We start from the raw sequence: 19,287 nt of genomic DNA on the forward strand, positions 1-19,287 counted from the left end.
ACGACGGCCGAACCGGCCCATTCCGGGAGACGAAAGGATCGGGTGGGAGTCCTGAGAGGTGCTCGGGGATTCGGTCTTTTTCGTTTCTGTGAAGGGGGAGAGTGATCGATGGAGAAGACCTTCATGCCGGATATCCGATCCGAGGCCGAACTGGCGGCGGTCCAGACAGAGGGTCTTAGATGGACGATCAGGCATGTGTACAGCAATTCGGAGTTCTACAGGAGGCGCTTCGATGAGTACGGTGTGAAACCCGGCCATATCCAGACCCTCGATGACCTGTCGAGGCTTCCCTTTACCACGGCCGACGACCTGAGGGAGGGGTACCCCTTTCCACTTCTGTCGGTTCCCATGGAGAGGGTCGTGCGGATCCATGCTTCGTCGGGGACCACCGGAAAGAGGAAGGTTCTCTGCTACACCCAAAAGGACATCGACGATTGGGCCCACATGTTTGCCAGGTGCTACGAGATGGCCGGCCTCACCCTGGAGGACAGGGTCCAGCTTGCCGTGGGCTACGGGATCTGGACCGCCGGCATTGGATTCCAGCTCGGATGTGAGCGGTTCGGGGCCATGGTCATTCCTGTCGGGCCGGGGAACCTCGACCTGCAGTGCCGATTTCTGCAGGATTTTGGGACCACGGTGCTCTGCAGCACGGCTTCCATGGCCCTGCTGATGGCAGAGGAAGTGGAGAGAAGGGGCATCCGCTCCAAGATCAAACTGAACAAGGTCATCCTCGGTTCCGAGCGGCACAGCGCAGCCATGCGGCAGAGAATTCAGGACCTTCTCGGGGTTGAGGACGTCTTCGATATCCCCGGAATGACGGAGCTCTACGGGCCCGGGACCGGACTGGATTGCCCGAAACACGAGGGGATCCACTACTGGGCCGACTACTACATCCTCGAGCTTCTCGATCCTGAAACCCTCGAGCCAGTCCCCCCTGGAGAGACCGGAGAGATGGTTGTGACCACCTTGAGAAAGGAAGCCGCTCCCCTTGTACGGTACCGGACACGCGACATGACGAGGCTGATTCCTGGACGGTGCTCCTGCGGCAGCATTCTGCCCATGCACGATCGGCTTCTGGGGCGGAGCGACGACATGTTCATCATTCGTGCCGTCAACGTCTATCCCGGCCAGATCGATCATGTCCTCTCCCAGACAAGCGGTGTAGGATCGGAGTACCAGATCGTGCTCGAGCGGAAGGAGGACGGGAGGGACTACATGACTATCAGGGTGGAACGGGAAAAGGGGAGGGATCCCTCCGGTGACCGCGAGTTGGCCGGAGAAATCGAGGATCGGATCAAGAAGGAGATTCTTGTGAGCGGCAGGGTCGAGATCGTAGACTACGGCGAGCTCCCCAGATCGGAGCGGAAATCCAAGCGGGTGTTCGATAACCGGTAGCCCGTATCTCTTGGCCGGGACCGCTTCTCCCCCAAGGGCGGCCGGGGCAGAGGGAAAGATAGGCCGGGGCGGGTCGTGAACCAGGGGAAGGGTGCGGGGCTGAAGGGAGACTGCTCGGTTCTCCGCCGGCCCGGGGATCGGGGCAGGTGTGAGAGGGAGATCCAGTGAGCTGGCTCGGTGCGTTTCTTAGGGTTTCTGCCTTTTTGACGATTCTGGCTACTTCCGGGGCGGTCCTGGGAAAGCCGACTGTCAGGGTGGGTCTCCTCGCAGATCTCAGTGGGAGCACGGGGGAGATCGGCAGGGAGGCCGAGAGAGTCGCCGGGATGGCCGTCGACCGGGTGAACGCCAGGGGAGGGGTGGCCGGCAGGCTGGTCGAGTTGGCGGTTTTCGACACGGAGGGAGAGCCGATCCTGGCAAGGGATGGAACCAGAGAATTGGTGTCGATTGGTAAGGTCGCCGCTGTTCTGGGACCGACTGACTGGGCTTCTGCCATGATGACCAAGCCTCTCTTTGAGGAGACCCGGGTCCCGGCGATGATGCTGACGTGGGACGATGCCGTTATTCAGGGCGGCAAGTATGGAAGGTATGAGTGGATCTTCCGGCTTCCCCCGGGCAGCAGGACCGCTCTCGGGAAGGTGGGCGGATTTCTCAGGGAGAGGGGCTGGACAAAGGTGGCGCTCGTTGTCGCCTCTGACTGCCTGGGCAGGGAGGCGAGGGAGTGGTTTGAGAGGTGGAGTGGGGCCTACGGGCTCGAAACCGTGGCCACCTGTGTCCTCACACCTGATTCGGACGTGAGGTCGGCACTCGCCGACCTGGCAATGGCGGAACCCCAGGTGGTCGTATCGTGGTGTTCCCTTCCCATTGCGGCTACAGTGGCGGTGGTCCTCCGAGGGCTGGGAGTCGAGCTTCCCCTCTTTCAGTGCCACGAGATTTCCCCACGGCGGTATGTGGAGATGGCAGGCCCTGCAGCAAGGGGGAGCCTTCTCGTATCGAATAAGATGCTCGTCTGGGAGGATCTGGACGACTGGGACTGCCAAAAGCGTATGATTGCGGACTTTTTTCATCAATACGTGGAGGTCTACAGGTACGGAGACGGCCACTGGGTGAATCCCCTTGCCGGATATGTCTGGGACTCGGTTATGATCCTGGTCGAGGCTATAAAGGAGGCCGAATGCAGCGGGAGGGCTCTGCGGGATGCGATCGAGGGTGTTTACAGGCACGTGGGCCTCGGCGGGGTCTATGGATTTACCCATGAGGACCATAACGGTCTGGATCCCGACTCGGTGGTGGTTGCAGTGGCGGACGGCATTCGCAGGGACGGGAGGCGGTGGGTTGGGTCCTGGAGATTGGCCCGTAAGGCCCGTGGGTCCGCCGGGATACTCGGAGGTTATCCATGGTAAAGTTCGGATATCTGAAGCCCAGGTCGATTGATGAGGCGATCTCGCTTTATGAAAAGCACAGGGGGAAGGCGAAGTACATAGCCGGAGGGACGGATGTGATGGTCAAGATCAAGGAGGGAAGGATCACTCCCAGGTACCTGATCTCCCTGAATCACCTTGAAGGGCTTGACAGGATAGTCTACGATGATGGAGAGCTGAAAATCGGCTCCATGGTCACCCACCGCATGCTGGAGCTCTCCCCCCTCATCAAGAAGAGATATCCCATCCTCGCCGACGCTGTCGAGAACATCGGGTCTGTTCAGATTCGGAACGTTGCTACCATAGGGGGGAACATCGTCAATGCGGTCCCCTCTGCCGATGGTGCCATCCCCTTGATTACCCTGGGAGCGCGGGTCCGGGTCAGAGGCCCCAGTGGGGAGAGAGAGATGGCCCTCGAGGAGCTCTTTGTCGGCCCGGGACAGACCGTGCTCGATCCGGGAGAGATCCTTCTGGAATTCGTGGTTCCCGAGCTCCCCCCCCGTACCGGGGGAGCCTACTGGAAGCACACCCGGAGGGCCGCCATGGAACTGCCCCTTCTGGGTGTGGCGGTTCTCGTCTCGCTGGCCGAGGACATGGAGACCTGCACCCTGGCCAGAATAGGCCTGGGTGTTCTGGCCCCTACGCCCATGCGGGCCAGGAGGGCCGAGTCCATCCTTACCGGGGAGAGACTGGACGAGGGGATTCTGAAAGAGGCGGGCCGGGTTGCTGCAGAGGAGTGCAAAGCCAGGGACACCGTCCGGGGGGAGGCATGGTACCGCAGGGCCATGGTAAGGGTTCTCGTGCCGAGGATGGCCCGGATCGCGATGGAAAGGGCGAGCTAGCTCTTTGGAGGGACAGGGATGAAAAAGATGATCTCCTTTGTGTTGAATGGGGACAAGATGGAGGTGGAGGTCGAGACCCACTGGAGCCTGCTCCACCTTCTCAGGGAACGCCTCGAATTGACAGGCACGAAATCCGGGTGTGAAAGGGGCGAATGCGGAGCCTGTACCGTGCTTGTCGACGGCAAGGCCGTCAATTCATGCCTTTTTCCCGTTATGGAGATCGAGGGTGCTCGGGTGACCACCATCGAGGGTTTGGGCAGGTCCTCAGGCGAACTCCATCCCCTGCAGCAGGCCTTTGTGGATCATGGCGCCGTTCAATGCGGCTTCTGTACACCGGGGATGATAATGGCCGCCAAAGCGCTTCTCGATGAGAATCCCCACCCGAACGAAGAGGAGATCCGCCACGGCATAGCGGGGAACATCTGTCGCTGTACGGGCTATGTTCAGATTGTCAGGGCCATTAGTGCGGCCAGCGAGTCCTCTGGGCAGGTTCCTGAGGTGGGCGGAGAGGGCGACTAGACAGTCAGGGAGGCCGTGATGGAAGCATTTCGCAGCGTGGGAAAGCGAATCCCCAAACTCGATGCTCAGGACAAGGTAACGGGCAGGTCGGTCTACATACAGGATCTGAAAGTCCCCGGGATGCTCTTCGGCAAGATCCTCCGGAGTTCGCAGCCCCATGCGCGGATCGTCAGGATCGATACTTCCCGGGCCAGGAAGCTCCTCGGCGTCCGGGCCGTCATCACCGCCGAAGATGTCCCGACCATTCGGTTCGGATTCATGAAAGACCAGACGGTCCTGAAGGGAGGGAAAGTCCGGTCATGCCGGGACGAGGTGGCGGCCGTGGCTGCCATCGATCCTGAGATCGCCCGGGAGGCCCTTGACCTGATAGAGGTGGAATATGAGCCTCTCCCAGGAGTCTTCGACCCGGAAGAGGCCATGAGAGAGGATGCGCCGCTGGTTCACGAGGAGAACAAGAGCAACATCCTCAAGCTCCCATGGAGACTAGTGGCCGGGGACGTGGAAGAGGCGAGGAGGCGTTCGGCCTTTGTTGTTGAGGATCGTTTCACCCTCACCTGGGTGACCCATTGTTGCATGGGAACCGAGGGGGTCATTGCCGATTTTGACCAGAGAAACAACCTGACCATGTATAGAAACACCCAGATCCCATATCTGGCCCAGCGGGATTTCAACGAGGCCCTGAGGGCCATGGGTCTCAAGGGGAGCAAATCGCGCGTCATCCAGCCCACCATAGGCGGGGGATTTGGAAGCAAACTCGACACCTATGCCTTTGAGTACATCGCCATTCTGCTTGCCTTCGCGACTCGGAAACCGGTCAAGATCGTTCACACCAGGGAGGAGGAATTTCGCTACACTTCCACCCGCCAGCCGGTCATCGCCGACATCGCCCAGGGGTGCGACAAGAAGGGCAGGCTCACCTTCAGGGACGTCTCCATGATTCTTGACAACGGGGCTTACACTTCCTGGGGGGCCACGACTCCCTCGGTAATGATGATGCCCGTCTCTTCTCTCTACAAGGTGCCGAACGTCCGCTATGAGGCCACGTGTGTCTACACCAACAACACATGGTCTCAGGCGATGCGGGGGTATGGCAATCCCCAGGCGACCTTCGCCATCGACAGCAGCATGGACCAACTCGCATGGGAGGCCGGGATAGACCCCATGGAGTTTCGCCTCATCAACAGCAATGAGCCCGGAGAGGTTACACCCCAGCGTTTCAGGGTTACCAGTTGCGGCCTGAGAGAGTGCATCGAGCAGGTGGGCGCCCGCCTGGAATGGAAGAAGCGAAAGGGGGAGAGGAGAGAAGACGGGCGCGGTGTGGGAATGGCCTCGCTGATCCACGTGGGTGGGGGCGCCAGGGTGTATAAGTCCGACGGCTGTGGAACCATCATCAAGGTCGATGACTTTGGAACGGTGAACGTTTTTACCGGTGCCACCGACATAGGGCAGGGTGCAGAGACGGTCATCGCCCAGATGGTGGCCGAAGAAATCGGGGTTCTCGCCGAGGATGTCAACCTCACCGACAACGATACCGATTCATGCCCATGGGATGTGGGCGTTCATGCCAGCCGGACCACCTTCGTGGCTGGGAACTCGGCGCTCATGGCTGCTCGAAAAGTGAGGGAGAAGATTCTCGAAATAGCCGCGGGGTATGTGGATCGGTGGAAGGACGAAGAGGGGAACCGGCACGAGGTCAGGCTCGACCCGGACCCGAGGAACCTCGTTATCAAGGACCGGATGGTTTACTCCACCAAGGAACCAGACAAGAAGATCCCCCTGGCCAAGATTCTTCGCGGGGCCCATTACAGCCGGGGAGGAACCATGATCATGGCCGAGTCCTTCTACGATCCCGACAACGAGAACCTCGACAGGGAGTTCAAGGGAAACCTCTCCATGACCTATGCCTACGGGACTCATGGAGTCGAAGTGGAGGTGGACAGAGAGACGGGCAAGGTGAGGATCCTCAAATACATCGCCGCCCACGACGTGGGTAGAGCCATCAATCCCATGCTGCTTGAGGGCCAGATTTACGGGGCTGCCGCCATGGGTACTGGATATGCGCTGACAGAAAGGCTTATCCTTGAAAAGGGAAGGGTGATGAATCCCAACTTCAGAGACTACAAGATCCTCACTGCCAAGGACGTGATCCCCGTTGAGCCGGTCATTGTCGAATCTGTGGATCCGGAAGGCCCTTACGGGGCCAAGGGGATCGGGGAACCGGGGTGCGTCCCCTCGGCACCGGCCATCGCCAATGCGATCTATGACGCGATAGGGGTGCGGGTAAAGGACCTGCCCATAACGCCTGAAAAAATCCTGAGAGCCTTGATGGAGAAAGAGGGGAAAGGGTCGTAACGCCGAGTGAGAAATCTCAGAGTTTCAATCGATGTCAGATAACAGAGAGAGGAGTACGGTCGACTGGTTGCGTCCTTGAGTCTTTCATGCCCCAAAGTATCTAACGATTCCGCTCAACAAATTTCGAACTCTTGACGATTAGTCATTGGAATTCGATGTGACCTTTCGAATTATTCTACAGGGATTGGAAGGCCCTTCCGACAAGTGGCAGGGCCGGGGGGAATGCCCTTATGGACAAAAGAAAGATCGCGGTTGTCGGAATGGGGTATGTGGGCATTCCGGCCGCGGCACTTCTGGCCGATGTTCCGGGGTTTGACGTCACGGGTCTGCAGCGGAGGAGCCAGAGGTCGGGCTGGAAGATCGATGTCTTGAACTCGGGGAGGTCTCCCATCGAGGGGAACGAACCGGGTCTTGAGGAGCTGATCGCCCGGGTCGTCAAGAAGGGAACCTTCCGGGTTACAGACGACTTCTCTGTCCTGAGGGAAATGGATACGATACTGATCGACGTGCAGACACCCGCCGACAGTTCGGATCACACGCCGAGCTATCTCTCCCTCAAGGAGGTATCCAGGCGCGTGGGCCAGTATATGAAGAGGGGATCTCTGGTCATCATCGAGTCCACGGTGGCTCCGGGGACTACCCAGAACGTGGTTCAGCCCATTCTCGAACGAAAGTCGGGGATGAAGGCGGGGAGGGATTTCTATCTGGCCTATTCCTACGAGCGGGTAATGCCGGGGAAGCTGATAGAGTATATCCAAAACCTTCCCCGGATAGTGGGAGGGATAAACAAGAAGAGCGAGAAGCTGGCCGTCGATCTCTACAGGAAGATCGTCAAGGACGAGATCCATTCCACCGACATCCTGACCGCGGAGACGTCCAAGACCATGGAAAACGCCTACCGGGACGTGAACATCGCCTTTGCCAACGAGATGGGGCTGATCTGCGAGAATCTCGGAGTGGACGTATTCGAGATCCGGGAACTGATAAATTCCCGTTCTGAAAGACACATGCATCTGCCCGGGTCCGGGGTAGGGGGGCACTGCCTCCCGAAGGACACGTGGCTTCTCCGTTACGGGCTGCAACAGTATGGTTCGAAACCCATGGAGACCGAGTTTATCTGCCTCGCCAGGCGGATCAACGACTACATGCCTCGCCACCTGGCCGAGATGGTCGAAGAGGCACTCAAGACAAAAGGAGTCTCCCTCAGGCAAGCCAAGATAGCGATCCTCGGAGTGGCCTATCTGGAAGACTCGGACGACACGCGGAATACACCGGCCTATGCCGTGATTAGGGACCTGGAGTCGAAAGGGGCGGAGGTGGTCGGCCATGATCCACATGTTCGGGATTTTCCGGAGGTAGACCTGACAAGAGACCTCGACTCGGCCCTCTCAGGGGCCGACTGTATGGCCATCGTCACGAAGCACAGGGAGTACTTCAGCCTGAATCTCTCAAAGGCAAAGAGGCTCATGCGGACACCTGTGATAGTGGATGGCAGGAACGTGATCGCCAGGAGGAGAGCCGAAAAGGCGGGGTTTCTCTACATGGGAATCGGGAAGGGGAAGTGAGCACGGCGGTTATTTCCCGGCCCTCACCTGAATGAGTTCGGCCAGGATGCTGACGGCTATCTCTTCCGGGGTTTCTGCTCCGATATCGAGTCCGATCGGGGCGTGGACTCTCTCAAGCGACTCAGGGGAGATCCCGTCCTTCACGACCCTTTCGTAAACCATCCTGATCTTTCTCCGGCTTCCGATCATGCCGATATACCTGGCATCTGTCCGAAGCGCCTGTTCGAGGACGACTCTGTCGTGCAGGTGGCCCCTCGTCACCAGGACGAGATAGGAGTTCTCATCGATCTCGAGTTTTTCCAGGAGCCCCTCGAAGCCATCTACCAGGACCCTGTCCGCCTGAGGGAACCTGTCAGGATTGGCGAAGTCGGGTCGATCATCGATGACCACCACCTTGAATCCCACGTTTTTTGCCAGGGGAGCAAGGCAGGTGCTTATGTGACCGCCGCCGAAGATGAACAGGGTGGTGTCCGAAACGACAGGCTCCAGGAGGAGCCGGACCTCTCCGCCCGCCCTCTGGACGGTGAGGACCTCGGTCCTGTTTTCCCCAAGCACCCGGTCTATCTCCGGCCTGAGCCTCTGGATCAGATCCTGATCATCTGGGAGAGACCCGACCAGGAGGCCCTTGTCGCCGAACAGAGCCTTGGCGGTTTCTTCCGCGGAATGCGGATCGTCGGCCGATACCAGGGTTACCAGAACCGACCTCCCCCCTTTTCTCCTTATCGCCCCTATGGTTCGATAGATCTCCAGAAGGTCGGAACTGTCCGGCGCGAGAGGTTCCACGAAGACGGTGACATCGCCCCCGCAGATGGCGCCCTCTTCGGCCAAGTCCTTGGCCTTCAATTCGAAATGGAGGGTCTTGGGCTCTCGTGTCTCGATGACGTGTGCCGCTTCTCTGACGACTTTTGCCTCGACACTCCCTCCTCCTATCGTACCTGCGGATGAACCGTCCGCCCTGAGGAGCATTTTCGCACCCACCCCACGAGGTGCCGACCCGGCGCGGGAGACCACGGTAGCTAGAGCCGAAACGCTGTTCCGAGAGAGTTCCCTGACGATCTCTTCTTCAATCGAAACCATTTCACCCCCCTGGCCGGGAAATATCCGGAAAGCCGGGCGTTCCTTGTTCTGTCACTGAAACGGGACCTTTCAATTCTACCATCCGCGGGAGACAACTTCCACCACGGGGCGCTCTGACCTTAGGTGTCCCAGAACGACCCTCTCCACCGTGGAACCGGGAAAACCGAGGATCTTGGCGGCAAATTCCTTCCCCTTTGCGAGTCCTCCGTCGAGGTCCACTTTGTTGAAGAAGATGACCACACGGGCTGACCGGGGCGTCCCCTTGAGGATCCCCTCGGCATGGGTGAATGCCAGACAGACCGCTTCGCAGGTGATCTCCGCCCCAGGGGACAGCCCCGTGATTCGGGAGAAGATATGGGACCTGAATACGGTGGCCTCGGTGAGCCGCACGCCGAAGGCATCGGCCCCCACCAGGCCTACGACTGTCCCGGTGCAGCCGGGGATGACAGGCTCATAGGATTCAGGGGCCTTCAAGGGCCTCTGGGCCGCCCCATCGGCCTCGACTATGATGTAGTCGACAAGAGCGGATTCCCGGAGTTCCTCCACTTGGTCGGGTGGTATGCCCTGGAGCTTTCCATGGGCCACCCTCTTGGAAGCAACGGTGATATGACCGTGGCTGGCAACCCTCCTCAGGATGGTCTCACTCGTTTCGCCGAGAGAGAGAAAAGGCGTCTGCCCGGGAGCGGGCTCAAAGATCTTCGTCGTCGTGGTCGTAATCACCCGGTATCCCGAGCTGCTGAGCTCTCTTGCCAGGAGAAAGAGGAGACTAGTCTTGCCCCCGGCCCCCACCAGGCTGATAGTCTCTCTCTCCTCAAGCCCGAGGGCCTGCTTCAGAGGAATGCTCGGCTGGTCTTTCTCTCTGACCCTGCCCATGCCCGTTGGTCCATGCCCCTGTAACTTTCTGCCCGCCGGCAGGCTCATTGGGTCTTTCTTGACTTTGCCTTTGAGCTCTTCGTTTTCCCCTTGCTCAGGTCGGAAATCGATCGTCTGACGATCTTGCCCTTGTGCCTGGGAAAGTCAGCCGTGATATAGACGGTCTTCTCGAAGACCCGTTTAACAACGCCCTCCATCTCTCCCTTCCCGAAGGGAAATGTAACTCTCTCCCCGATTTTCATATCTGCCTCCTGTGACCTTGATGGTACTCGGACACTCCGCGCACCCGTGAGATTTTTCGATCTCTTAATTCTTATTGAAAAAGGGAGAAAAGTCAAATAGAATGGCGGAAAAAGGGAACAAGGAGATGAGAGGGTTTTTCACCGTGGCAGGCCTGATGGCATTGCTCCTGGGCGTTGGATCGGCTGTTTTCTCCGGATCCCCCTCTGTCCGGCCGTCTGCTCTGAGCGGGTCGTGGTACCCCGCAGACAGGGGGACCCTCATGAAGGAGGTGGACGGATTTCTGAGACAGGCGTCTCCCAGCGTGGAGGGGGAGAGAGTGGTGGCCATGATCTCTCCCCATGCCGGATATGCCTATTCAGGAGCGGTCGCCGCGTGGGGTTACAGGAACCTGGCGGGCGTACCTTTTCGGCGGGTGATTATCCTGGCCCCTTCCCACTATGTTTCCTTTGAGGGGGTATCGATTCCACGGGTTGAGTTTTACGAAACCCCGCTCGGCAGGGTGAGGGTGGACAGGAATGCCTGTGATTCTCTCCTCGCAAAATCTCCTTTCAGGACCGTCACCCAGGCTCATGAGAGGGAGCACGCCGTCGAGATCCAGCTTCCATTTCTCCAGAGAACCCTGAAGGAGTTCACTCTCGTTCCTATCGTGGTCGGCGAGCTGGAGGGGGACCAGTACCGGGTGGTGAGCGAGCAGTTGAAAACCCTCGGGGGAGCGGACATGCTTGTAATAGCCAGTTCTGATTTCACCCACTTCGGGCCGCGCTTCGGATACGTGCCCTTTGTGGACCACCTGAGAGAGAACATATCCAGACTCGATCACGGGGCCATTGATCTGATTCTGAAAAAGGACTGGCAGGGTTTCCTGGCTTACAGGAACCGGACCGGAGCCACTATCTGTGGGTTTAGACCGATCGCCGTGCTTATTCAGATGCTTCGACCGGATGTGATGGGGAGGCTCCTCCGGTACCGCCTGTCAGGCGATATCACAGGTGACTATGTAAACTCGGTGAGTTATGCGTCGATTGTCTTTTTCAGGGAGGATGGTGGCGGCCGGGGTGATCCTGGTTGAACCGGATCACCCCGGCCCGGGATCTAGAAGGTTTCCACAAGGCTGCCGGCCCGCCATGTGTTTCTCTCCCATACGCCTCTGCCCCTGCCCCCGCTTATGCTCGACGCCTCACCGCTTGCCGTGTTGAAGGATCCCCCGGCGACTGTCGAGGCGACACCTCTGGCCGTGTTGGATTGGCCTCCCGAGACACTGGAGTAGAAGCCGACGGCCTGGTTGCCCAGGCCTCCGGAGACAGCGGCATAGTAAGCGCCCGCCCTGTTCTGCCTTCCTCCGGAGACGGTCGAACAGTAATCGCTGGCCGTGTTGCCGAGCCCGCCGGTAACTGTTGCCATGTCGCCGCTTGCCGTGTTGGACTGCCCCCCCACAAGGGCTGTGTACGATCCCCTCGCGGTATTGGCAGACCCTGCAACCAGGTTTCCACAACCCGAGTAGCGGTGTTTTGGACCCATTATCAGGTTGTGGGACCCTGAGCGGTCCTCGCCTCCGGCATCGAGGCCACTGTCGGGTTCTTCGTTGTAACCGATTATGACATTGCCCAGGCCCTGAGGGCTACCGCCGTCATCCGTATAGCCGGAGCCGCTGCGGACATGGACGTTGACACCCGTGAAGATCACATGGGGTCCCTTGAGACCGTTGATGCTTTCGTCCTCCACCACGGTCACATAATCGGCCAGGGCGACAAGGGGTTGCACCCTTTCCAGGCTGTCCTCTGCCGAAGCCAGGCGAGAGTTCAGCTCGCCTATGGTTTTCTGCGCCAGATCAAGGGCCTCTCCGTAATCGGAGACGGCCTGCTCCGCTGTTTCGAGTTGCTTCTGGAGTTCTGCAATCCTTTGGCCGGCTCGGTCGAGGTCGGACTGGAGCACCTCCACCGAAACCCGGAGGCTGCCCACTTGTTTCTCCAGGTCTGTGACTTTTCTCTCCAGGTCTGGATCCGACTGGAAGAGGCCCCCCGGATCCAGGGTCTGGTGCAGAATCAACCCTATGAAGCCGTAATGCCAGCAACGGCTGCGGGTGGTTATCCTCCACGGCTTGGCCCATGACTGGCTGGGTGCCGAGAGGACCGTCAAGGCCAGTATGAAGACGACAAACACTCCCTTTCTCATCTTCGTCTCCTCCTTCTCGCTCACTGCTCATCCCTGAATTGAGCAATGGCCGTACCAAGAACGTGGCAGAGATAATTGACCGAAAATATTGGGATCTAGGGTATCCCGAGGGGATGGCCCGAGGCTGTGGTTGCCGAAACGCATCTGGGATTACGTTCTTGAAACAACAGGTGGGTTCTCCCGCCCCCTCCCCGGTTCGGAGCCGGTCATGGGGTATGAGAGAAGAGAATCAGGATCAACTGGGCGGAGATGGTAAGGGCCTGAAGCAGAACGACAGCGCCGATGGCCAGTTGTGCCACAGGGAAGTTCTTGTGGATGAACAGAAAAAGGGTGCACACCGAGGCGAGGGCAAAGGCTGCAAGGATGAAGGTTTCGGCCCCCATATCGCGGATGATTCTGAGGGGGAGATTGTTGACCCCTTCGAGGGCACGGAGCGTGTAAAAGGCGAGAAGACCATCCAGGGCATTGAGAAGGATGATCAGCATGAAAAGAACGAAAGGCCACCACCCGTACCGGTCGACGTAGTATCCCCCCCGGCGGTCCTCCTCTCGACGGGCCTTGAACCGTCTTCCCCTGAAGAAGCTCTGTCTGCTGAGCATCGGGGTGGGCCTATGGCGGCGGTCCTTTCCACGCCGTCTCTCCACCAGCCCTTGTTCTGTTGTTTCCCCCTGCAGATCGGATTTCAAGATGTTCCTCCTATAACACCAGAAAGGGGAAAGAGCAAGCCCCGGAGAGACATCGTCTGCTTCAAGAGGCTCCAGCGGCTTCACTCGCCTTCGCATGGATGCCCCGCGGCTTGCCATGGGGAGCTTCACTGCTCCCTTTCGAAGGGGACCCCCAGGGCTGCAGGGGCTCCGACTCTTTTCCTGGCTGCCTCCCACCGGGTGATCAGTACCAGCACGCCGATGGTAAACAGGTACGGGAGCATTCTCAACGCGTAGCTCGGGACAAGGGTGAGGCCGGCCGCCTGGCAATAGAACTGGAAAGCGTTGATAAAGCCGAAAAGGAGCGCTCCTGCCACGGCCTTCAGGGGATCCCACATGGCGAATATCACAAGGGCGATGGCGATCCATCCCTGCCCCCCTGTCATCTGCTCTTTCCAACCAGGGGTGTAGGCCAGGGAGAGATAGGCTCCTCCAAACCCGGCAAGGGATCCGCCCAGGGAGGTGTAGAGGTATCGGAGACCTGAAGCATTGATTCCCACCGTGTCGGCAGCCGAGGGATTCTCCCCCACGGCCCTCAGCTCGAGGCCGTAGCGGGTCTTGTACAAGAAGAGATACGCTCCGGGGACGAGCAGATAAGCCGGATAGACAAGGGCGGGGTGATTGAAGAGGATCTCACCCACGATGGGGATCCTGTCCAGGGGGAAGAGGGCCCAGGCGTCGAATTTCAAGGAGACCTTTCCGATGAGCGGTCTACCGAGAAAACTACTCAGGCCGATGCCGAAAAGGGTCAGGGCGAGACCGGAGACCACCTGGTTCACCCTGAGGGTGATGGAGAAGAAACCGTGGATAAGGGCAAAAACTCCGCCCACCAACATGGCGGCTACCACTCCGGCCCAAAGAGAGTGAAGGGACTGGGTGGTTGCGACGGCCGTCAGGGCTCCCATGAGCATCATTCCCTCGACTCCAAGGTTGAGAATGCCTGAGCGTTCTGTGAATATTTCGCCGAGAGTGGCGTAGAGGACGGCCATCGAAGAGGTGATGGTGACCTTTGCGATAAAGAGCGCTCCGGATTCCATGGCTCACCCGGACCTTCCCGATCTCGATTTCCCGCTCTCAGACGTGCCGTCCACCTGGCTCAACCCGGATCTCCGATCCCCGCTCTGGGGCGGTTCTTTTTCTATGTGAAGCCGATAATCGTGAAAGACCTGGCCGCCCAGGACACAGAAGAGGATCGCCCCTTCCAGGGTAAGGCTTATAGCCGAGGGAACATGCATGCTGATCTGAATCTGGTCTCCCCCAACCATGAGACCCCCGAGAAGGACCGAAACCAGTACGATCGACTCCGGTCGGAGCCGTGCCAGCCAAGCCACCACGATGCCCACATAACCGTTGCCTACGGCCAGCCCCTGCTGGAGCCGATAGTGAATGCCGGCCGTCTCTCCGATCCCGGCCAGGCCGGCCAGGCCGCCGCTGATCAGCATGACCCAAAGGATATTCCGAGGGATGTTCATCCCGGCATATCGGGCGGCCCTAAGACTGGCTCCAACCACCCTGATCTCGTAACCCCACCGTGTATAGGCCAGGACGAACCAGATCGAAGCGGCTGCCACAAGGCCGATGGGCAGGCCCAGATGGATTCGGGTCCCGAAGAAACGGGGGAACCAGGCTGCCTCCGCAAACATGGCTGTTCCCGGGAAACCCCGTCCTGCAGGGTCGCGCCATGGCCCGAAGTACAGGTGTTCCAGCCACAGGATCGCCACGTAGTTGAGCATCAGGGAGGTGATGATCTCGTTGACCTCAAACCTGGCTCTGAGAAAACCGGGGATGAGGCCCCAGAAGGCACCTCCTGCAAAGCCCGCGAGAATCATGGCGGGTATAACCAGGGAGGAAGGGATGTGCGGAGAGAGAAACAGGGCCACTCCGGCCCCTGCGACTGCTCCCATGACGAGTTGACCTTCGGCCCCGATATTCCAGATCAGCATCTTTCCAGCCACCGCAACCGAAAGGCCGCAGAGGATCAGGGGGGTGGCGCGGACGAGCACTTCCGAGAAATTGTAGAGACTCCCAAAGGCACCCGCCACCATCTCCAGGTAGGCCCGAGCAGGATTGACCCCGATCCAGAGAAAGAGAAAGACTCCGAGGACCAGGGCCACCAGGATCGACGCAGGCGTGATAAAGTACCTGGGCCACGGCAAGGGACTCAGTCGCTTTCTGAGGGTGATTCTCATCTTCTCTTTCTCACTCCCGCCATGAGAGGCCCTATATCATCCAGGTCCGCCTCGTCACGGCAGGAGACGGTATCCATGGCCTCTCCCCTGAAGATGACAAGGATTCTATCGGCCAGCGACAGAACCTCCCTCAGATCACCGGAGACCAAGAGGATGCCTCCCCGCCGTCTCTGGTCCAAAAGGGCTCGCCATACCTCCTCCGTAGCGCGGATGTCGAGCCCCCTGGTCGGCTGCTCGGCTATGAGGAGAAACGGTTCTCTGGAAAACTCCCGTGCGAGAATGAGCTTCTGGAGATTTCCTCCCGACAACTGCCGGGCCTTCATGGAGAGGGTGGGAGCCGCAATCTCAAACCTGGAGATCACGTCCTCTGCGTGTTGCCTCAGGGCTTTCCAACCGAAGAGCAGACCCCTGGAGAAGCGGTCCCGCTGGGTAAGGGCGAAATTCTCAAGAAGGCTCATGTCGGGGATGCTTCCCCGGCCGGTCCGATCCTCCGGGACATAGGCCACCCTGTCGAGGCGGCCGACCATGTCCCGGCCTTCCAACAGGACCCGTCCCCTCTCTATGGGCCGGAGTCCGACGAGAGCCTCTACGAGCTCCCGCTGGCCGTTTCCTGCCACCCCCAGCACGGCAAAGATCTCTCCCACCTTGACCTGGAAGGAGATATCCTTTACGGCGAGTTCCCCTCTGTCACCCCTCACAGAGAGACCCTGAACATCGAGGAGGACGCGGTCGGCCTTGACCGACTTCTTGCCCACCTCCAGAATGACCTCCCGGCCGACCATCATGCGGGCCAGTTCGGTGCTCACCACACCGTCCTTTTCTCTCACCTTCTCGGGCCTGACAGTGGTCATGACCTTGCCCCTTCGGAGGACGGTAATGTAGTCGGAGACCTCGAGAACCTCTTCGAGTTTGTGGGTAATAAAGACGACGGATCTCCCCTCCTGCTTCATCCGCCTCATGGTGGCAAAGAGCCTTTCTATCTCCTGAGGCGCAAGCACGGCGGTAGGTTCATCCATTATGAGGATCCTCACCTTCCGGAAAAGCATGCGCAGGATCTCAACCCGCTGCTGCTCGCCAACGGACAACTCCCAGATCCGTGCACGGCCGTCGATGGCGAGGCCGTATCTCTGGGAAAGCTCCGCCACCCGTTTTTGCAGGAGGTCCATGCTGAGCCTGGCGGGTCCAGGCATACCGAGGACGATGTTCTCTGCTACCGTGAAGTTGCGGACAAGCTGGAAGTGCTGGTGGATCATGCCGATGCCGTGATCCAGAGCATCCCTGGGAGAGTGGAAGAGGACCCTCCGGCCATCTACGAGGATCTCCCCAGCGTCGGGCCTGTAAAAGCCCGAAAGGATGTTCATAAGGGTGGTCTTGCCCGCGCCGTTCTCACCGAGCAGACTGTGGATCTCTCCTTTCAGGATCCGGAAATCAACGGCGTCGTTGGCCACGACGCCCGGGAATCTCTTGACAATCCCCTTCATGAGGATGGCCGGTGGGCTCTCTGGAGAAGTGTCAGGCATCTCCAACCCCGGATTCGTCGGCCAGGAACTGGGGAGCGGGAAGGTTGCCCAGCCAATCGATCTTGTAGGAGAGGCCCTTGTAAAGGGGTTTCATCTCGCCTTCACGGGCCACGCAGAAGATGCCCAGGATCCTCAAAACCTCCTTGTCCAGTGATTTCCTCTCCGCGATCTCGTCCAGGATTGTGGCCAGGGCGGCGATCGTACCCCCTGTGCTGACCACGTCATCAATGATCACTACCCCGTTCCTGGCAGCGCTCAGCAGGTTGAAGTCCCGCTCGTATATGACGAGATACTTGTCTCCGCTCGTGACAGAACCCCCTCCGACCTGTATGGAGGGCCGTCTTCTACCTACTTCGATCTCCATGTGAGGCTTCTTCCGGTTGTAAGCCACGGCCATGATGGGCAAACCGAGTTCCTCACAGACGACCTGGCTCAGCTGGAGAGACTTCTCGACGGCCGTAAGGAAGACAACGCCCTCGAGATTGCCGATCTTCTCTCGAATTCTCTGAGCCAGGGCGCGGCCGAAGATGCGGTTCCATTCGATCATCCCCACCAGATTGAGGGAGGCGATCTTCATGAAGCCCCCGGCGGCGCGGAGCAGGACGTAAGGGAGTTCTGCTTTGAAGCCGAGATCAGGGATTTCAAAGAGATACTTCTCCCCTGTCTCGAGAGAGCTCAAAGGAATTTCCATGACTCTCCTCCCAATTTGAGAAAGCTGCGACCGTCCTGGAAATCGCAGTACATTGGCAGAAGGCTCCGGAGGTGCTGCGCCTCCGGAGCCTTCTGCCAGGGATCCCCTCAAAAAAGGGGGGGTCTCTAATCCGGTATCTGCCCGGATACGCCTTCCACGAGCCATCTCATGGTGAGCAGGTCTCCGTCGGCCGCCTTTTGGCCGGAGTGAATAACCTCTTTACCGGACTGATCCCTGAGAGGTCCCGCAAAGATGTTGTCCACTCCCTCCTTAAGGAGTGTCTTCTCGGCCAGGACCTTCTCTCTCACCTTCTGGGGTACGGAGGGGTGGAAGGGAGAGAGTTTGATGCCGTCTCTCTCGAATCCCCACCAGACCTCGGCAGGCCGCCAGGTACCCGCCATGACCCGTTTGACGGCGTCTACGTAGTAGACCCCCCAGTTCCACTCGGTGGATACGAGGGCGCATGGAGCCTGGGAACTCACATCGATGCCGTATCCGATGGCGGGAACGCCCTTTCTGCATGCCGCCACACTCGACTCCGGGGTGTCGGCCATCTGCCGAATCAGGTCGTGGCCTCGGCCTGCCAGGGTTTCCGCCAGGAGAGTCTCGTTTGTAGCATCGCGCCAGCTCTTCAGCCAGACCACCGTGTTGACCTTCTTGGGATCATGGGGTATGCCCGCCTCTTTCAGCCCTTTAAGGAGCCCGATGGTAAAGGCGTTGATGCCCCGAATCGGTTCCGGGATAGGGTTGGTGGCCACGGTTCCCACGTTCTTGTACCCCATCAGTCCGGCCATGTAGCCCGCCAGGTATTCAGCCTGGTACATGCGCACGAAGTAGTTGCCCATGTTCTTGTCGTTCTTCTTGTATCCGGAGCAGTGCTCGAAGACCACGTTGGGGAAGTCCCTTGCCACTATGAGGCATGGATCCATGTGTTCAAAGGTAGTGGCGAAGATGATGTTGTATCCTGCTTTGGCGTATCCCCGCAGGACCTGCTCGGCATTGGCGGCCAGCACCTTCTCGGTGTAGGAGACTTCTATCTTGTCACCCAACTGCTTCTTGAGGTACTCGATACCCCGGTAGTGAGCCGTAGTCCATCCCATGTCGTCGATGGTCCAGAGCAGGGCAAAAGCCACCTTGGTTTTGGCAAACCCAGGCTGCCCCAGCACCAAACCGATGCACACAATCACAAAGAGAAACAAAACCAGTCTTCTAGCCATAAGCAATCCCCCTTTCAGACATACGATCCCTGATAGCCTTGATTATAAACGGATCTCCTTCTGAATTCAACAGATTTATTGCCCGGAATTGGGACTTGACCCAGACATGGTATCCCCCTCTGGTAAGGGTTACAGCTATGGGAAGTTTGGTTGTTTGGTTGGAACCGGTTGCTGGTTGACGGGGGAGTAAAGGAGAGAAGTTGGACTATGATCAAAAGAGACCCGTCGGTGGGGCGAATCCGCCCCATCGCGTGACTTCTATCAAAGGGACGTCTTTCTCCCATCACAAAATCGACCGACAGGCAGGAAGAGAACAAAGCAATCCCCCGTCTCAGTCTCCTCCCAAGGCAAAGTCCCCTGAATTTGCAGCAGAAACCCTTGGAAAGACTGAAGCCGAGACCTGATACTCATATAAGAGGCACCTCCTGAGCATACCGGCAAAGGGTTTTTCTGGTATGCTCAGGGAAACAAACCAGTCTCAACCCAAGGAGGTGCCTTATGGAATTGTAC

General features: G+C 58.8%; 17 protein-coding genes. 7 read left to right on the forward strand and 10 right to left on the reverse strand.

Features of this window, described 5'->3' with window-relative positions; translation table 11 throughout:
• Positions 1-108 precede the first annotated feature (108 nt).
• The 6 genes from JRJ26_10965 (at position 109) to JRJ26_10990 (ending at position 8,091) form a co-directional block, all read left to right on the forward strand.
• On the forward strand, positions 109-1,395 hold the full coding sequence (locus JRJ26_10965; protein ID MBW2058005.1) for a phenylacetate--CoA ligase: 1,287 nt from the start codon (positions 109-111) through the stop codon (positions 1,393-1,395).
• A gap of 164 nt (positions 1,396-1,559) precedes the next feature.
• The gene (locus JRJ26_10970) at positions 1,560-2,795 is read left to right on the forward strand and encodes an ABC transporter substrate-binding protein (GenBank protein ID MBW2058006.1); all 1,236 of its coding nucleotides are present in this window, start codon (positions 1,560-1,562) and stop codon (positions 2,793-2,795) included.
• Positions 2,789-3,655, forward strand: a complete 867-nt coding sequence (locus JRJ26_10975) for a xanthine dehydrogenase family protein subunit M (GenBank protein ID MBW2058007.1) — start codon at positions 2,789-2,791, stop codon at positions 3,653-3,655. The genes JRJ26_10970 and JRJ26_10975 overlap by 7 nt, the downstream gene beginning before the upstream one ends.
• 18 nt (positions 3,656-3,673) lie before the next feature.
• Complete coding sequence (locus tag JRJ26_10980; GenBank protein MBW2058008.1) at positions 3,674-4,174, forward strand: (2Fe-2S)-binding protein; 501 nt, start codon at positions 3,674-3,676, stop codon at positions 4,172-4,174.
• 18 nt (positions 4,175-4,192) lie between these two features.
• Positions 4,193-6,526 carry a xanthine dehydrogenase family protein molybdopterin-binding subunit gene (locus tag JRJ26_10985; GenBank protein MBW2058009.1) on the forward strand — a complete coding sequence of 778 codons (2,334 nt, stop codon included), beginning with the start codon at positions 4,193-4,195 and terminating at the stop codon, positions 6,524-6,526.
• Between the two features lie 230 nt (positions 6,527-6,756).
• Positions 6,757-8,091, forward strand: coding sequence for a nucleotide sugar dehydrogenase (locus tag JRJ26_10990; protein ID MBW2058010.1), 1,335 nt, complete (start codon positions 6,757-6,759; stop codon positions 8,089-8,091).
• Between the two features lie 9 nt (positions 8,092-8,100).
• On the opposite strand, the gene JRJ26_10995 is transcribed toward JRJ26_10990, so the two are convergent.
• The 3 genes from JRJ26_10995 to JRJ26_11005 all read right to left on the reverse strand — a co-directional run bounded on the left by JRJ26_10995 (position 8,101) and on the right by JRJ26_11005 (position 10,283).
• Entirely contained in the window at positions 8,101-9,168 is a 1,068-nt protein-coding gene (locus JRJ26_10995) for an XdhC family protein (protein MBW2058011.1), read from the reverse strand.
• A 75-nt stretch (positions 9,169-9,243) separates the two neighbouring features.
• Positions 9,244-10,041, reverse strand: coding sequence for a putative selenium-dependent hydroxylase accessory protein YqeC (yqeC, locus tag JRJ26_11000; protein MBW2058012.1), 798 nt, complete (start codon positions 10,039-10,041; stop codon positions 9,244-9,246).
• A 44-nt stretch (positions 10,042-10,085) separates the two neighbouring features.
• Positions 10,086-10,283, reverse strand: a complete 198-nt coding sequence (locus JRJ26_11005) for a hypothetical protein (GenBank protein ID MBW2058013.1) — start codon at positions 10,281-10,283, stop codon at positions 10,086-10,088.
• A 101-nt stretch (positions 10,284-10,384) separates the two neighbouring features.
• Between JRJ26_11005 and amrB the strand changes: the two genes are divergently transcribed.
• Entirely contained in the window at positions 10,385-11,353 is a 969-nt protein-coding gene (amrB, locus tag JRJ26_11010) for an AmmeMemoRadiSam system protein B (protein ID MBW2058014.1), read from the forward strand.
• 23 nt (positions 11,354-11,376) lie between these two features.
• On the opposite strand, the gene JRJ26_11015 is transcribed toward amrB, so the two are convergent.
• The 7 genes from JRJ26_11015 to JRJ26_11045 form a co-directional block, all read right to left on the reverse strand.
• Positions 11,377-12,456, reverse strand: a complete 1,080-nt coding sequence (locus tag JRJ26_11015) for a hypothetical protein (GenBank protein MBW2058015.1) — start codon at positions 12,454-12,456, stop codon at positions 11,377-11,379.
• A gap of 206 nt (positions 12,457-12,662) precedes the next feature.
• Positions 12,663-13,142, reverse strand: coding sequence for a hypothetical protein (locus JRJ26_11020; protein MBW2058016.1), 480 nt, complete (start codon positions 13,140-13,142; stop codon positions 12,663-12,665).
• Between the two features lie 125 nt (positions 13,143-13,267).
• Positions 13,268-14,197 (reverse strand): ABC transporter permease, encoded by a 930-nt coding sequence (locus JRJ26_11025; GenBank protein MBW2058017.1) that lies wholly within the window; start codon positions 14,195-14,197, stop codon positions 13,268-13,270.
• Between the two features lie 3 nt (positions 14,198-14,200).
• Positions 14,201-15,349, reverse strand: coding sequence for an ABC transporter permease (locus JRJ26_11030; GenBank protein ID MBW2058018.1), 1,149 nt, complete (start codon positions 15,347-15,349; stop codon positions 14,201-14,203).
• Positions 15,346-16,869 carry an ABC transporter ATP-binding protein gene (locus JRJ26_11035; GenBank protein MBW2058019.1) on the reverse strand — a complete coding sequence of 508 codons (1,524 nt, stop codon included), beginning with the start codon at positions 16,867-16,869 and terminating at the stop codon, positions 15,346-15,348. The genes JRJ26_11030 and JRJ26_11035 overlap by 4 nt, the downstream gene beginning before the upstream one ends.
• Positions 16,862-17,560, reverse strand: coding sequence for an adenine phosphoribosyltransferase (locus JRJ26_11040; GenBank protein ID MBW2058020.1), 699 nt, complete (start codon positions 17,558-17,560; stop codon positions 16,862-16,864). The genes JRJ26_11035 and JRJ26_11040 overlap by 8 nt, the downstream gene beginning before the upstream one ends.
• A 125-nt stretch (positions 17,561-17,685) precedes the next feature.
• The gene (locus tag JRJ26_11045; GenBank protein MBW2058021.1) at positions 17,686-18,777 is read right to left on the reverse strand and encodes a BMP family ABC transporter substrate-binding protein; all 1,092 of its coding nucleotides are present in this window, start codon (positions 18,775-18,777) and stop codon (positions 17,686-17,688) included.
• Positions 18,778-19,287: the final 510 nt, after the last annotated feature.

The organism is Deltaproteobacteria bacterium (genome assembly GCA_019308905.1).
Lineage (GTDB): Bacteria > Desulfobacterota > BSN033 > WVXP01 > WVXP01 > JAFDHF01.